This window comes from Halonotius sp. GCM10025705 (genome assembly GCF_042662885.1).
Classification (GTDB): domain Archaea; phylum Halobacteriota; class Halobacteria; order Halobacteriales; family Haloferacaceae; genus Halonotius; species Halonotius aquaticus.
In genome coordinates, this window is the sequence record NZ_JBHSZD010000001.1 from 80,487 (window position 1) to 94,963 (window position 14,477).

The following is a 14,477-nucleotide window of genomic DNA, read 5'->3' on the forward strand; positions in this document are numbered from 1 at the left end:
CGTCACAGGGCGACGACGCAATACGGTGTGGGTCGTGTGCAGTAATGACACACAGCGGGTAGCGAGTTGATGCTCGGCGGTTTGAACGCTGGCAAAACTGCTCGAATCAGTCCTCAACAGAGGAATACAACAACCTACGAGTCTGTACTACCGGCCAGCGGTGTCTCCCACTGCTGGTCTGTGAGCATCGACTGGGCGGCGGCGGCCCACCGGTCAAGTGCTGTCGAGACGATGTCGTCGACAACGTCACTCGGGGCGGCGTAGTTGGCGTAGTAGTAGCCACCGCTGTCGAGGATCCGGCGGTGGCGGGTCACCAACCCCGCAGCTTCGAGCTTTGTCAGCGATCGGTTGACGTTGCTCCGGTCGCGGTCGAGCGTGCCGGCGAGCGTTTTCGTCGACGCTCCGGGATCGGTGGTGATCGCATCGTAGACCGCCAGCTCCTGTGAGCGCAGGCCCAACACCATCTCCAAAACGGTCGCCATCGATGGCGTCGAGATCTCCGGGCCGGTCGCCGATCCTGGTGTCACGTAGGGGTGTGTCGGCTCCTGCTGTGTCGCCCACTCGGTCGCCTCGCGATCGAGGTTACTACTCATCGGTTCGCCCCCAGTGGACAGTTGAGGAGGCGTCTGCTGACTCGGTGACCTGGGTCGCTGTCGGTGGCGACGGCGGTGTCGGCTCGGCCGTCGAGAGGTGGTCGCGGCCCCAATCAACCATCGCATCGAGTGCTGGCTCCAAGTCGCGGCCGCGATCAGTGAGGCTGTAGCGCACCCGCACCGGCTTTTCGCTGACGACAACGCGCTCGACGAGACCGTGTTCTTCGAGGGTGGTGAGGCTGTCAGAGAGCATCTTATTGGAGATGTCGTCGATGGCAGCATGCAGGTCGCTGAACCCACACTCCTCGGTGGCCACCAACTGCTGGAGGATGACCGGATGCCATTTGTGGCCCAGCAGGTCAGCCATCTCGATGAGCACCTGTTGGGTGTGACTGTACGATGTGTGGAGTCGGCTGGTTTCGGTGTGGTTAGATGACATCGGCGTATCTATCACCAGGCGAGAGAACCACTTGGCATGCGACCCTACCCACATTGGAGTGCTATACCGAGATACATAGGCATCAGCCACTGACCGCCGACAACAGACAATTATGTAGCTTGGTTTCGAGCTCGTAATCGAGTGCCAGCGCGGTTATCCCGTTGCTGCTTTGTGACCAATTAAGCGTCCGCATCGAGGAACGCTGTGACGAGTTTTCCTTCGGCCGCCCGGAGGTGTTGGTGAAACGTCGCCGAGGAGATGTCGAGGTCGTCGGCGACAGCCTCGGCGGTGGCCTCCCGCGGCCACGCGAAGTAGCCTGCTCGTCGGCGCGCTCGATGACAGCGCGCTGTCTTTCGGTCAGATTCGCGTCAAAGAGTTCGTCGTACCTAGCCGCCAACCGGTCACTGCGACCGTGTTGTTTCGAGACGAGTTCGGCGCGCTCGTAGTGGTCAGCAAGCGTCGCTTGCAGTCGGGCGATATCGGTCTCCTCGGGCGCTTCGATGACGAGCCGCACCTCTCCGTCCTCAGCGACCAACGAGCGAAGGTTGACACCGGCCTCCGCAAGCAACGCCGGCGAGGGCGTATCGATGGTGAGAGCAAACAGACAGCCCGCTGCTGTCTCCCGGAGGGGTCGGTACTCTTGGATCCTCGATAGTCCCGCGAGTTCGGCTTCGACACTTGCGACGTCAGCCCCAGCAAACTCGATGCGGTAGGTTCCCTCGTCGTCGCCGTCGTCTACTGACCCTCGGTAGCAACACCGACAGTCGAGGGCTGCTGACAGTGCGGCGAAAGGGCCACCAACGGCGAACTCGACCTCGATGACGTCGTCGGCGACGAGCGTCGAGCGGGCCAACTCCGCGCTGAACGCAAAGCCCAGCGTGTCGCCGAGCAGGCCCAACCCCTCGCCAACGGGGTCGCCGAAGCCGCGATCGTCGGTGCCGACGACAGCCAACACGCCGAACTGTCGCGGCCCGGCTTTGATCGGGACGGCTCCCGCAAACGTCTCCCCGGTGCCGTCGTCGTCGTCAGCTCTGTCGAAGGCCCGTCGCGTCATCACGTATCCGCCGGCAGCTTCGGTGTCGGCAACGAGGTGTCTCCCGAACGGCGAGGTCGCCACGGCTTCGGCCGATGATTCAGGGAACGACTCAAGATTGATTGTTGCCGCCGAGACAGAGATTCCGGCGTCACCCTCTGCGGCCCCCGACTCGTCGACTGCTCTATCATCGCCCGCGTCTGCGATCAACGCAGCGTCGCTGTCGGCGTCGACTGTGGCGATCCACGCGCCCTCGTACAGCGGTGAGTCAGCCAGTCGGTCACAGACGAGCGTCTCGATGTCGCCGCGGGCGGTCGTCAACAGCGATCGAATCAAATCACTGACGAGGCTGTTGAACTGCGTGGCGACAGTCAACTCGTCGGTGCGGCGTTCGAGTTCGGCCTGTCGTGCCCGCAGCTGTGCCTCGCGGTCGGCGCGGATGAACGCCGCCCGGACGGATTCGGCGAACAGTTCGACAAGTTGGACAGTCTGGTCACTGAATGACCCCTCGGGATCGAGCAGGGTCAGGACGCCGTAACCCCCCAGCGGAACGTGGAGGTCGGCTCAGAGCCGCCGGCGTAGGCGTCGCCGCCGGGCTCGTTGCGGATCGTTCGGTCATGACGGTAGGCTTCGCCGGCACGGGAACGGTTGAAATCGTAGGCGACCTCCTCCTCGATCAGGGCCGCGGCCGCCTCGGAGATCGCGGTGCGCTGGAGCGCGTTGTCGTCGCTGTCGTACCACCAGAGACACGACAGGTCGTAGTCGAGAACATTCTCGATGGTCTCGATCGTCGCTTCAGCTACCTCGCCGTGATCGGCAGCTGCCAACAGTTCACGGCTCGCGGTCGCCAGCCCGGTCAGCCGCTGTTCATGTTCTCGCTGGTCGCTGATATCATGGGCAACACAGAGCACCTCACCGGTCTGCAGTTGTGTCAACGAGACTTCGATCGGGAGCTCGGCGTCTCGCTTGCCGGTCGCGGTCAACTCGCCGCGCCACTTGCCGTCCGTCGAGAGGGCTGGTTCGATGTCGAGCGCAAAGCGGTCGGGCTTGGCGTGGAGGTCGGCCCACTCACAGTCGGTGATCACCGCCGTCGCGTCGTAACCAAAGAGGTCGACATACGCTGCGTTGGCGTAGCTCACCGTTCGATCGTCGTAGATAGCGATCCCGTCCGTGGCCGCCTGCATCGCCGCCGACTGACGGCCAGCAGTTCCGCCTGTTCAACTCGGGTAGAGATATCGCGGATACTTGCAAGCAGCTGTTCGGTGCCGTCAAGCGTGACAATGGTCGCCGAGATCTCCGCGGGGATCACCTCGTCGTCACCGGTGTAACAGGAGAGGTCGTCCGTCCACCCCTGGCCGTGTTCGGTCACGTCGGCAACAAAGTCGGTGAACGCCTCGTAGTCGTGGGGATGGATCTCACGAGGTGCCATCGAAAGCAGCTCCTCGCGGCTGTATCCCAGTAATTCGCAGGCGCGAGCGTTGCACTCGGTGATCCGGTTGTCGTCGGTGTCGACGACGAGAATCGCGTCGTTAACCGACTCGAACAGTTGGCGAAACCGATCGCCGACCGTATCGAGTGCGTCGGTGTCGTCGTCCGCCGCGGGCGTGATGAACAACCCAATCAGCGGTTGCGTCCCGTCCGGCTCCGGCAGCCGGCGGCTCCGAACCTCGACAGCGACCGCGCCGTCAGCAGGTGTCAGTGTCCGGAGTTCGGTCGCTGGCGGTGTCGGGAACGACTCGCCGTCGAACAGGGTTGACACAGGCTGGCCAACAAGTTCGTCGGTCTCGGTTTCGAATCGTGTCGCCAACGCTTCGGTCAATGTGATGATCCCACCGTCTTCGTCGACAACGACGGCCAACCGCTTGATGGCCGCCAGAACCGCATTCCCAATCCTGTCGCTGGCGGCCTCGGCGGACGGCTCCGGGGGTGGTGAGGGATCGGTCATGCGGTGAGCGAACAGATACCAGATACTGCACACCCATCCCTCAAATACTCTGTCCCGGTCTACCACCCGACACACAGAAGCTGTTCGACAACAGACTGGCCTGTGTTAGCCGACAGTCATGAGTTCGTAGCCGTCATCGACGATCGCGGCCACATCCGGACCGTGTTCCTCTCCGGCGACCCCCAAGAGATCGATCCCGGCGTCTTCACAGCCCTCGGTCGCCCCAAAGGCGTTGGCACAGAACGCACACGCGCCGACAACGAGGCCACGCTCACGGGCCTCACTGAATCCTTCGGTGAATGGATGCCCGGAGCGGCGCGTTGACTCCGCGGGCCATTTCGTCGCCGCGCCGTCGAGATATACGTCAACCGTATGGCCGCCTGCATCGAGCCGCAGGGCGTACTCGATGGCGTTGAGCGCGCTGCCAGCGCGATCAGGCCCCGCACTCAACAGCAGGGCATAGCGGCTCATGTCGACCCGAAGTCGAACTCGGTCATGGTGGTCGATTCAGCGGTTCCGTCTCCGGTGTCGCCGATGTCGGTGCCACCGTCGGCCGTCGCCGTCCTGTTGGCTGTCGCCGATGTCTCAGCCGGTTTCTCCGCCGTGTCGGTGTCAGCCATCGTCGTGGCGTCAGTGTCAACGACCGTTGCAAGATCGTCCAACTCACTGCCACCCGCCGTTGTGAACTCCTGTAAAGAGGCACAGAGTTGGGTGGTCTGGTCGTTGAGGGCCTCTATCTCACCAGTCACACCGTTGAGCGAGGCAGCCTGCTCTTCGGCCGCGGCGGCGACGGTGCCAGCGTTGTTCGCGGTGCGTTCGCTGATCGATTCCAGATCCTCGACGGCGGCGGTCACGTCGCTGACGGAGGTTGCTTGAGCGTCCATCGCGTCCGCGATCTCTTGGACGCCGTCGTTGGCCTCCTGAATCCGCTGGTCGATCGTCTCCAGTGCGTCCTCGGCGGATTCGACGGTGGCGACGCCGTTGGTGATTTCTTGGCAGATGGTTCCCATCTCGTTAACGCTCTCGTCGGTGCGGTTTCGCAGGTCGGCGATCAGGGCCTCAATCTCGCCGGCGGCCTCGCTGGTCTCCTCGGCGAGCGTTTTGACCTCCTCGGCGACGACGGCGAACCCGTCGCCCTCCTCGCCGGCGCGGGCAGCCTCGATGGAGGCATTCAACGCGAGCAGGTTCGTCTGGTCGGCGATCTCGCTGATGGTTTCGAGAATTGTTCCAACTTCTTCCATCCCGGATTCGAGGTGTTCGACCGCTTCGGCGGTTTCGTAGGCGCGCTCCTCAATCTGATGGAGGTCTTCGACGGCGTCCTGGGCGGCTTCCCGGCCGTCCTTGCTGAGTTCGGCGGCCTCCCCGGAGGTGGCGGCGACCTCATCGGTCGTCGAGGCGACTTCCTCCGTCGTCGCCGACATCGTCTCCATTTCGCCGGCGATCTCGGCGAGTTGTTCGTGTTGGGTCTCCGCGCCTGCGGAGATCTCGTCGACAGATTCGCTGGTCTCGGCGGCCGCGGTGGCGACCTCCGACGCGCTGGCCGTGACGGTCTCGCCGGCTTCACCGACGCTGTCGGCGAAGGCTTCCACGTCCGAAATCGTCGTTTCCAACGAGTCCAGCGTCCGGTTGAACTTCGTTGCGATCGATTCGAGGGCTTCGGGATCGTCGGGATCAGTCTCCAGCCGGACGGTGAGGTCGCCGTCGGCGGCGGCGTCCATCTTCGCGGCGAAATCCTCGGCGCGGGTTTCGAGGTGAGTTGCCAGTGCCTCGCTTTCGGCTTTGGCGTCGTCGGCCTGTTCGCGCTGGGTTTCGAGTTCGTCGAGTCGCTGCTTGAGGGTTGCCCGCATGCTGTCGAAGGACTCGTAGAGGTGGCCGATCTCGTCGTCAGTTGGAGCCGCTAACTCGACATCGAGATCGCCGGCTTCGATCCGCTCGGCAGACTCCTCCAGCCGGACGATCTCCTTGATCGTCGGCCGGGCGATGCCAATCCCGACCGCCGCGAGGCCGACGACCGCGACGCCGATGATCAGCAGGATGTTGCGGACGACGATCGCGTGATCGGCCGCCGAGAGGACGGTGCTAGTCTGGATGATCGTGTAGATGCCGGTCAGCGCGATCAGCCCGATTACACCCGCGATGGCGAGGCCGAACTTCAGCAGGCGGTTCTGTCGGACTTGTTTCGGTAACACATCGTTCACCATCTGGGCGGGGTTCGATTTTGTGGGTGTGCCGCTGTCGGTCGCCGCTATGGCGTCAGCCATCGGCGATCACCGCCGCGATGAATCTGGATACGACACGCTGTCTCATACTGAGTGAACGAGCGGCCACATAATTAAACGACAAGTAAACGATAGGAAACAGGGTTTCGTCGTCGTAACCCGGCTTTGAAGGGTTATCGAAGTCAGTCAGCAGTGGTCACTACGGTCGGGAGACCACTCGCAGGCACCGACGCTCCATACATTAGTTGAACCGCCAGCGCGCGACAAGCGCGACGATCACAACAGCGATCGCCGTCACGACAGCACTGACCAGCGTGCTTCGCGCCCCGCCGCCCCCGATAGCAACGGTCGTGCCGGCCGTTCCACCGGCGATAGCCGCACCGCCGGCGACCGCCCCGAGGCCGATACAGCAAAAGCTCAAAAGACCGACCAGCGACAGCGCGCCGAGGAAGGATTCATCGCTGTCGTCGCTCATACCATCAACTCCGTGGCGAGGACGATAACCCCGACGATGGCGAAAACGACACCGAGGCCGGCTTCCATCAGATCGCTCGGCACGTATTTGCCGACTCGCGTACCGACCGTCCCGCCGATGAAGACGCCTGGGATCGACCAGGCGACGACGAACCAGACCGGCGTCGCCGTCAGCGCGTGGACGGCCGCGCCGGCCGCAGCGGCGATCGCAAGCACAAACACGCTCGTCGCCACCGCGACCCGCGGCGGGAGCCGACATCGAACGATGAGTTGGGTGGTGACGACCTCCGGCAGGCCCGCGCTGATGAGGCCCGTGATGAAGCCGCCAGCGGTCGAGAGCGCGACGCCCGGCGGTCGCCAGCAGGTATCATAGCTGAACCCCTCGCCGTCGGCGGCTTCGATGGTCGTCGTTCCGCGACCGGTGTTTTTTCGTTTCAGGAATCCGCCCTCACGCGAGCCCGGTTCGCAGTCTTCCGGTGGCTCGTAGTAGAGCAAAAACCCACCCAGCAGGACGAGCCCGGCTCCGAAGGCGAGTTTGAGCAGCCGTGGGTCGATGTAGTGGGCAGCGAACGCCCCGATGACGACTGCCGGCACCGCACCGACGAGCAGGTACTTCGCGGTCTGATAATCAACCACGTCCTGTTTGACGTACGAGCGCAGTCCGTTGCCCATGCCGAACAGCTCGGTCATTAGGCCCGCACCGACCGCCTGTGCGGGCGTGAGGCCGACGCCAAGCAGAAAAAACGGCGTGAAAAATAGCGCGCCCGAGACCCCCGAGGCGAGTGCGACCGTCGAAAATAGGATCGCCGCCGGGAAGATCCACCAGTGGGTGAGGAACTGCTCCGTCTGAAAGGTAAATGTTCCCTGCAGGAGCGTCCCGTCGGCTGATACCGGCGTTGCGAGTAGTGTCGCCGCCAGCGTCGCCGCCGCGAGCCCCGTCCCGACACGTCGACGATTCATCGGTGTCGCTGCCCCGTGACAGCCCGCCCTTCGTCAGTCGAATGAATACGCATGGTGAGAGATCGATGACGACCCTCTAATGAGCTGCTCTGTAGTGCAGACAAATAGCCCGACCGTCACGATCCCTAATCGGTGGATATGTCCCCGATTGGCTCACGGTACGTAGTGACAGACTTCCTCTCTGCCGTCCTCACAGACTCGTTCGAGCGTGTTGCACGCGCGGTCGTTGCCGTTGACACACTCCTTTCGGAGCAGTGCCAGTTCTTTCTGCTTCATGTGTGAACTCCTACCACACCGTACGCGAGAGATCGATATATAGCTACGTTTGTTGTGTATCGCCGACGCATCAGCGGTCGGGACAGCCGTTGAAAGCTGTATATAATTCCCAGGTAACAAGGCCGTAACCCGGGTTCCGCGGCACGTACGTATTTCACTGCGGGAATCGAAGCATAGCTCATGAGCGACTCCGAAGACACCCACGAGTACGAAGTCGTCGTCGTTGGCGGCGGCCCCGCCGGGATGACTGCCGCCCTCTACAGTACCCGTCTCGGCCACACAACCGCCGTCGTCACCCGCGGCGGCGGCCGCGCGGCGATGATGAAGGAAGTCCACAACCTCATCGGCGTCACAGAGGAGACCAGCGGCATGGAGTTCCTCGGCGTCGGCAACGAACAACTGGAGTCCTACGGCTGTGAGATCCACCGCGATATGGTCTCCTCCTGTACCCGCACTGACGACGACAAAATCCAGCTTTCGGGCAACAGCGACGAATACGCCGCCGAGATGGTCGTCCTCGCTACCGGGTTCAACGATAAACGCCCCGAACCCCGCTGCCGCGAACGGGCCGGGGGCTCCACTACTGCCTACATTGTGACGCGCACATGTTCGTTGACGAATCGGTGTATGTGATGGGCCACGCCGAAAGCACCGCCCACGTCGCCGGTATCATGCTCAACTTCACCGCCGAGGTAGACGTGCTCACTCGCGGCCACGAACCGGAATGGAGCGAGGAAACGGCGGGGATGCTCGACCGCCACCCAATCGACGTGATTCACGAGGACGTGAGCGGCGTCCAGAACGGCGAAGACGGCTGGCTGAAGGCCCTCGAATTCGAGGACGGTACCGTTCGGGAGTACAAGGGTGGCTTTGCGATGTACGGCTCGGAGTACAACAACGGCCTCGCCCGTGAACTCGGCTGTGAGATCAACGACGACGGGACGGTCGAGGTCGGCGACCACGGCAAAACCTCGGTTGACGACGTGTACGCTGTTGGGGACTGTACCCCCGGTCACAATCAGATCCCGGTTGCACTCGGCCAAGGTGCGAAAGCCGGCATTGACGTGCACTTCCGGCTCCGAGATTTCCCGCGCGATCCCGACCTGCTCGACGAACAGGGCGAAGTCAGAGACGACGAAGTGCCCGGGATTCCGGACGAACTACTGGAACAGGCTGTTGACTTTCACACGTACGGCGAGTAACTGTCTGTCCCCGAACGCTGCGCTACATCGCCGTTACTCGTTGGCAACGTCTCGGAACGCGGCTTCGACGACCCGACTCAGCGTCGGATGGGAGTGAATCGTATCAGCCACATCGCCAACGGTGAGGTCGTGACGCATTGCGACGACCGCCTCGTGGATGAGTGTTGAAGCCTCAGTGCCGAGTATGTGAGTGCCCATTATTTCGCCATCGTCGCCGGCCAGTACTTTCACGAAGCCGTCATCGAGTTTCTTCGCTCGACCCATCGCTGAGTCGGCGAACGCCGCGCGGCCGACGCTGTAGGAGACATCGTCTTCGATGAGTTCGTCCTCGGTTGCACCGACGCCAGCGATCTGTGGCTCGGTGAAGATTGTATGCGGCATCGCCGAGAGATCGACGGCCGCGCGCTCGCCGTGGACGGCGTTGCGGATCGTGAACCGGGTTTCGTAATCGCCGGAGTGTTTGAACATCGCGTTGTCCGCGACATCGCCCTGCGCGAAGACGCCGTCGGCGGTCGTTTCCAGATACTCGTTGGTCTCGATGAAGCCGCGGTCGTCAGTGTCGATCCCGGCAGCGTCAAGGCCCAGCTCGTCGCTGTGTGGTTGGCGGCCGAGCGCGACCAGCACCTCGCTGCCCTCGACGGTGAGTTCGTCGCCGGCCTCGGTTTCGGCGTGAACCGCGTGGCCCTCGCCCTGTTCTTCGACACCCATCACCCGGTGGCCGGTGTACACGTCGTGGCGGTCGGCCGCGATATCGGTGAACGCCGTCGCAACGTCGCCGTCCTCCCGCGGGATCAGCGAGTCCATCATCTCGACGATGGTTACGTCGGTACCGAGTGCTTCGAAGGCGTAGCCCAACTCGACGGCGATATAGCCGCCGCCGAGGATCACGAGGCTCTCCGGCGGTTCGCGCAGGTAGAGTGCGTCCTGGCTCGTGAGGTAGTCGATGTCGTCGAGGCCGTCGATGGGCGGGATGATCGGCGTACTGCCGGTGGCAACAACGACCCGGTCGGCGGTCACCTCCTCGCCGCCGAGTGCGAGGGTTCGCTCGCCGACGAACTCGGTGTATTCGTCGAACAGCGTGAGGTTGTCCTTCTCGCGGAAGCCGGCCTTCTTCTTCTCGGCCAGCCCGCTCAGTGTGTCATCCATCTCGTCAACGACAGCGCGGTGGTCGATTCCGTTGAGCGTTGCGTCAACGTGGAACCGCCCGGCCTCTCGGACATTGGTAGCGGCGTTGGCGGCCTGAATCAGCATCTTCGAGGGGTTGCAACCGCGATTCAGGCAGGTTCCGCCCAGCGGCCCCGGTTCGACAAGGGCGGTCTCTAATCCGGCGTCGGCACCCGCAGCGGCGACGTTGTTCCCGGTGCCACCACCGATAACGATGAGGTCGAAATCAGCCATACAAGATATTTCGTGTGGTATGATAGTAAAGCCCATGCGTCAGGTCAAATGAGTTACACAGCCGAATTGGGTCTGCCGACGCGCTTCCGTCGATAAGATTATAAATATCTTACGTGGTTTCGGGTCGCCGGTGAACGGCCACGCCGATATTAATCAGATGTTGGACGGAGGGATAGGTGCATGTCAACCACAACGCAAACACAGCAGTCGACACAAACCGGTGGCAACTGGAAAGCCGGTGTTGTCGGTGGTATCGTCGGTGCAATCGTCATGGGTGGCCTCGTCCTCGCAATGAACACGCCCACGCTGGCCGTCGCTATCCCCTCACTGTACACGCTCGCGCCGCCAGCCAGTCCTGGCCTCGGCCTCGCCGTCCATCTCTCGCATGGCGCAGTGCTTGGTGTTGTTTTCGCCGGGATCGTCGATACACTTGAGTTGGAATCAACAGTCTCGCAACTCGGTGCTGGAATCGGCTGGGGTGTCGTCACATGGGTCGTGCTGGCCGCGCTCGTCATGCCGGTTTGGCTGAGTGCCGTCGGCTCGCCGGCGTCACCGCCGCTGCCAAACTTCGCGCCGCCGTCGCTACTGTGGCACGCTGTTTACGGGGCCGTTCTTGGTGGCATCTACGCCGCTGTCGCCGACCAGATCTAGTCCTCACGAAACAGCGTCCACGCTGGCTCGTCGTCGGTGTCAGCGATAGAAGCGACCTTTTCTTGTCGAAGTGTCCCGATCTGCTCTGTCGCGTCCTGAACCCACGTTGCGAAGGCAGCCATCAGCTGCTGGCGAACCGTCTCTGGCGGAACCGGTCGGTAGACATAGACATGACCACCTTGTTTGATGAGTCGCCGCTGTTTCTCGACAACGCCTAACTCCGCAAGATGATTGAGATGACGAGAGATCACACTTCGATCGTATTCAATCTGGTCAGCCAGCTCTGTGACCGTCAGCGTTCCACCTTCCATCACACAGAGACAGACTTCGAGTTCGGTATCGGACATCTGAAACACATGACGAAGAATAGATTCAAGATCTGGTTTAGCGACAGCATCAACCGGTTCGGCTGGGTTCATCGTCGTCTCACAACAGGTAATCGATCCATTACCAACCGCGAGGTTGCCACAATGATCACAGGAGAATAGCTCGGGTGGCTCCTCGGGAGTCATAGTTGAACATCAATTGATCCGCGAAAGAGTGTTCCGCGGTCTTGCAACCCTACTACACGCTCGAAAAAACGGCTTCAGCCGCCCAGGGGTTGTCACCATCGAAACGGCTTCTTGCTATCACGATACTGTTGGCGGGTCAACGGTCAGGTGTCGACCAACCAGCACCAAACTACCGAGTAGTAGCAACACAGCCACCGGCAAAAGAAACTGGAAGGCGGTCAGCAGCGCGCAGAGGCCTGAATCCCAACGGCGAGCAATACAACTGGGCCACAGCAGGCCGACCCCGAGAGCAATGCTGGAAGGCCAGCGATCACCCCCGACGATGACTGTCCGATCCCACAGGCTGCCGGTTGCCGCCACGCAAGATAACTCATCGACAGATTCAATCCGACCAGCGCGGCGACACCACCGCCGATGAGGGTATTGAGCGACGCCAAATACGTCACCTGCCCGAGTGCGATCCGTGCGACGGGGCGATACGAAAACGCTCCTTCCGACTGACCCAACACCGATAGCGGCTCGGCAACGACCGTGATGCCGAAGCCACCAAGTCCGACCGCAAGCTGGCCGATCGCCCAGAGATACCCCACAAGATATGCAGTTGTCACAAGCGCAAAGATGGCCTGCCCGTCGCGGCGGCTAAGTGTCACTCCTATCGTAGCGCGTGTCCGCCTGAGGGTATCGCGTACCCGTGTAAGCCTCGGATTAGGCATAGATGGTTGTTGCTGGGTAGTAGCCGACCCATGCGAATCACATCGCATCAAACGCAAGAATCCGTGCCAGCGGCAGGGTGTCTGGCATGTACGTTTCACCGTCAACGGCGATCTGTCCACCCTCTTTTCTGACCGGATGCTCGTCCGGATTCTGATAGACGTAGCCGGTGTCGTATCTGTCATCGTAGACTGAGACAACCGACGTCTCGCCAAGTTCGCCAGTCATCACCTGGGTCTCCCGAAGGGCGTTCTTATCGAAAGCAGCCGCACCGTCGGTCGTCCGAGCACCGATGACAACCCGTTTTGGATGGAATCGGTCGTCATCAACACGGCCGGGAAACAGCATATTCTGGCTGTCGTAGTAGCCACCACGAGGATTATACGACCCGTAGGGATCTTGATTGTAATTCTCCGCATGACCGGTGTTCGTCGAGAGAACGCGGGTATCCGGGTGTTGTTTGCGCCACGCACCCCATGTTGTCCAGATCAGGCGAAACTCTTGCAGTGAGCGAATTTCAGGAGTCTCATTCCATGGCCCGGGAATTGCTGTCGCAAGGATCTGTGGCCACCACGTTTCTGTCGTCCGGTCGTACATCACGAGGTTAGCGTTGATGAGTCGACCCGAAACGCCGAATTCAGTGTTACCACGGTAGAAGCCTTGGGCCGTGCCAGTAAGCGGGCAGTAGGTGACGCTAACAGGCGTCCCGTCGAAAGAGTCGTTGACAATTTCATGTGAGACGAGGATCTTCTGCGGATAGGCTTTGGTCACGCCATCGAGTGTGACGCCGAAGACCGGGTCGCCCGGATCGAGGAAGTCGACCGATTCAGGATTGAGAAACGAGGGCTCATCGATGGATGGAATGCCGTCCTTCGGTGGGCCGCCAGAGCGGGCTTCCTCGGTGAGTGCGTCTGCGGCCGTCGGCAACGGCAACTGCTCATCGGCAATGGGTATCTTAAGTGGCTCAGAGAACTCTTCGCTGCCCGAACCGCTGCTGATACAGCCAGCAAGGGCCGTGATCCCAGTCGCAGCGAGGAAGTCTCGTCTGGGTAAGCGAGTCACAACGTGAATTTCGACAGGGACGAAAATAACGTTTTAGCGGCTGTGCGTCCAGCGTGCACCCCACGAGTGTGCGGGTTGTCAGAATGAATGTCGGTTTTATTGAAGAGAATAAAATAGTGATAGTTGTCTCGAAATCCCGAGAATGCATTGTGCAAGATTCGCGCCGTCTATTCAGCAGTCACGTTGAGAAGTGATAGATATGTGACTGGCGTTATCGGTGGTGAACCTGCCGGAGAGCGTCGGCTGTCGCTCTGCCTGAAATGCGGATATACTTCTGTGCCGTTGCCAAATCGTTCCAGCCCATCAGTGCTTGGAGCGGAACCGGTGCAACCCCTTGATATGCGTGATAGCTGGCTGCAGTCGCTCGCAAAGCGTGCGGATACACTCGGCCGTCAATGTCTGCTGCCTCGGCGGCGGCCGTCACTCGTCTGTTCACAGCACTGCGCGACCGGGGAAACGCCTCATACTGGTCGGTGAACCGTTCCAGACACAGTTCCAACCGAAGCGAGAGATCGATTGGGATAGACCGCGCGGAGGCGACTGTCTTGGGATGCCACCTCGCTTCCATCGCTTCCTCGTGTGTGAGTTCCTCGTTATGAGTCGTCTCTTGTTTTGCTTGCCGCCGACAGTAGCCACACTCACAGGGTTCGTGTTGCGGAATGCGGAGGAGCATCCGATCCCAGTCAAGCCACTCTGCGTGGAAGTGAGCGATCTCACCGGCTCGGAGCCCAAGCCGACCAGCTGCCAGACACACGAACCGTGTTTGGAGATCTTTTGGTTCCGGGAGTGAACTGCATGCTTCCAACAGCAATTCGAACTCTCGATCTGTGAGGACATCCTCGTGGGTATGTCGCGTGGTCAACGATTCCCGATGCTGTTGGGCCCATTCGCTCGATTGCTGATAATCGTCTGTCATCCACGGTCATAACGGCAATCCAGCGAAGTGAAAGGTTGTATATCGCTGACTAATCAAATCAGCGACCGCTGAATGTAGAGATTGCA

15 protein-coding genes and 3 pseudogenes are annotated in these 14,477 nt (G+C 61.3%); 2 read left to right on the forward strand and 16 right to left on the reverse strand.

Translation table 11 applies throughout. The annotated features are described in order from the left end of the window. Positions 1-134 precede the first annotated feature (134 nt). From ACFQJB_RS00470 to ACFQJB_RS00520, 11 genes and pseudogenes are all read right to left on the reverse strand, one after another. Positions 135-593 (reverse strand): helix-turn-helix domain-containing protein, encoded by a 459-nt coding sequence (locus ACFQJB_RS00470; RefSeq protein WP_379722692.1) that lies wholly within the window; start codon positions 591-593, stop codon positions 135-137. Beyond that, a complete protein-coding gene (locus ACFQJB_RS00475) occupies positions 586-1,032 on the reverse strand; it encodes a winged helix-turn-helix transcriptional regulator (RefSeq protein WP_379722695.1) in 447 nt (148 codons plus the stop codon). The genes ACFQJB_RS00470 and ACFQJB_RS00475 overlap by 8 nt, the downstream gene beginning before the upstream one ends. A 179-nt stretch (positions 1,033-1,211) precedes the next feature. Further along, a pseudogene (locus tag ACFQJB_RS00480) lies at positions 1,212-1,298 on the reverse strand (helix-turn-helix domain-containing protein); the annotation flags it as partial. 155 nt (positions 1,299-1,453) lie between these two features. Beyond that, positions 1,454-2,086, reverse strand: a pseudogene (locus ACFQJB_RS00485) (bacterio-opsin activator domain-containing protein); the annotation flags it as partial. A gap of 503 nt (positions 2,087-2,589) precedes the next feature. After that, on the reverse strand, positions 2,590-3,249 hold the full coding sequence (locus ACFQJB_RS00490; protein WP_379722699.1) for a PAS domain-containing protein: 660 nt from the start codon (positions 3,247-3,249) through the stop codon (positions 2,590-2,592). Then, on the reverse strand, positions 3,201-4,010 hold the full coding sequence (locus tag ACFQJB_RS00495) for a PAS domain-containing protein (protein ID WP_379722702.1): 810 nt from the start codon (positions 4,008-4,010) through the stop codon (positions 3,201-3,203). Before ACFQJB_RS00495 ends, ACFQJB_RS00490 begins: the two co-directional genes overlap by 49 nt. A 105-nt stretch (positions 4,011-4,115) precedes the next feature. Beyond that, a complete protein-coding gene (locus ACFQJB_RS00500; protein ID WP_379722705.1) occupies positions 4,116-4,481 on the reverse strand; it encodes a DsrE family protein in 366 nt (121 codons plus the stop codon). After that, entirely contained in the window at positions 4,478-6,271 is a 1,794-nt protein-coding gene (locus ACFQJB_RS00505; RefSeq protein WP_379722708.1) for a methyl-accepting chemotaxis protein, read from the reverse strand. Before ACFQJB_RS00505 ends, ACFQJB_RS00500 begins: the two co-directional genes overlap by 4 nt. A gap of 199 nt (positions 6,272-6,470) precedes the next feature. Next, the gene (locus tag ACFQJB_RS00510) at positions 6,471-6,704 is read right to left on the reverse strand and encodes a hypothetical protein (protein ID WP_379722711.1); all 234 of its coding nucleotides are present in this window, start codon (positions 6,702-6,704) and stop codon (positions 6,471-6,473) included. Continuing rightward, positions 6,701-7,663 (reverse strand): sulfite exporter TauE/SafE family protein, encoded by a 963-nt coding sequence (locus ACFQJB_RS00515; RefSeq protein WP_379722714.1) that lies wholly within the window; start codon positions 7,661-7,663, stop codon positions 6,701-6,703. Before ACFQJB_RS00515 ends, ACFQJB_RS00510 begins: the two co-directional genes overlap by 4 nt. A gap of 153 nt (positions 7,664-7,816) precedes the next feature. Then, positions 7,817-7,939, reverse strand: a complete 123-nt coding sequence (locus tag ACFQJB_RS00520; RefSeq protein WP_379722716.1) for a hypothetical protein — start codon at positions 7,937-7,939, stop codon at positions 7,817-7,819. Between the two features lie 180 nt (positions 7,940-8,119). Between ACFQJB_RS00520 and ACFQJB_RS00525 the strand changes: the two are divergent. Continuing rightward, positions 8,120-9,141 (forward strand): annotated as a pseudogene (locus ACFQJB_RS00525) (NAD(P)/FAD-dependent oxidoreductase). Between the two features lie 33 nt (positions 9,142-9,174). Here the strand turns inward: ACFQJB_RS00525 and ACFQJB_RS00530 are convergent. Beyond that, complete coding sequence (locus tag ACFQJB_RS00530; RefSeq protein WP_379722719.1) at positions 9,175-10,539, reverse strand: dihydrolipoyl dehydrogenase family protein; 1,365 nt, start codon at positions 10,537-10,539, stop codon at positions 9,175-9,177. Positions 10,540-10,719: 180 nt separating this feature from the next. On the opposite strand from ACFQJB_RS00530, the gene ACFQJB_RS00535 reads away from it, so the two are divergent. Then, positions 10,720-11,190, forward strand: coding sequence for a DUF6789 family protein (locus ACFQJB_RS00535; protein ID WP_379722722.1), 471 nt, complete (start codon positions 10,720-10,722; stop codon positions 11,188-11,190). On the opposite strand, the gene ACFQJB_RS00540 is transcribed toward ACFQJB_RS00535, so the two are convergent. The 4 genes from ACFQJB_RS00540 to ACFQJB_RS00555 all read right to left on the reverse strand — a co-directional run bounded on the left by ACFQJB_RS00540 (position 11,187) and on the right by ACFQJB_RS00555 (position 14,391). Then, positions 11,187-11,702: a helix-turn-helix domain-containing protein gene (locus ACFQJB_RS00540; protein WP_379722725.1), complete on the reverse strand. Its 516-nt coding sequence runs from the start codon at positions 11,700-11,702 to the stop codon at positions 11,187-11,189. The genes ACFQJB_RS00535 and ACFQJB_RS00540 overlap by 4 nt on opposite strands. A 218-nt stretch (positions 11,703-11,920) precedes the next feature. Further along, positions 11,921-12,352 carry a hypothetical protein gene (locus ACFQJB_RS00545; RefSeq protein ID WP_379722728.1) on the reverse strand — a complete coding sequence of 144 codons (432 nt, stop codon included), beginning with the start codon at positions 12,350-12,352 and terminating at the stop codon, positions 11,921-11,923. A gap of 100 nt (positions 12,353-12,452) precedes the next feature. Next, complete coding sequence (locus ACFQJB_RS00550) at positions 12,453-13,475, reverse strand: DUF3179 domain-containing protein (protein WP_379722731.1); 1,023 nt, start codon at positions 13,473-13,475, stop codon at positions 12,453-12,455. 211 nt (positions 13,476-13,686) lie between these two features. Next, entirely contained in the window at positions 13,687-14,391 is a 705-nt protein-coding gene (locus tag ACFQJB_RS00555) for a tyrosine-type recombinase/integrase (protein ID WP_379722734.1), read from the reverse strand. Positions 14,392-14,477 lie beyond the last annotated feature (86 nt).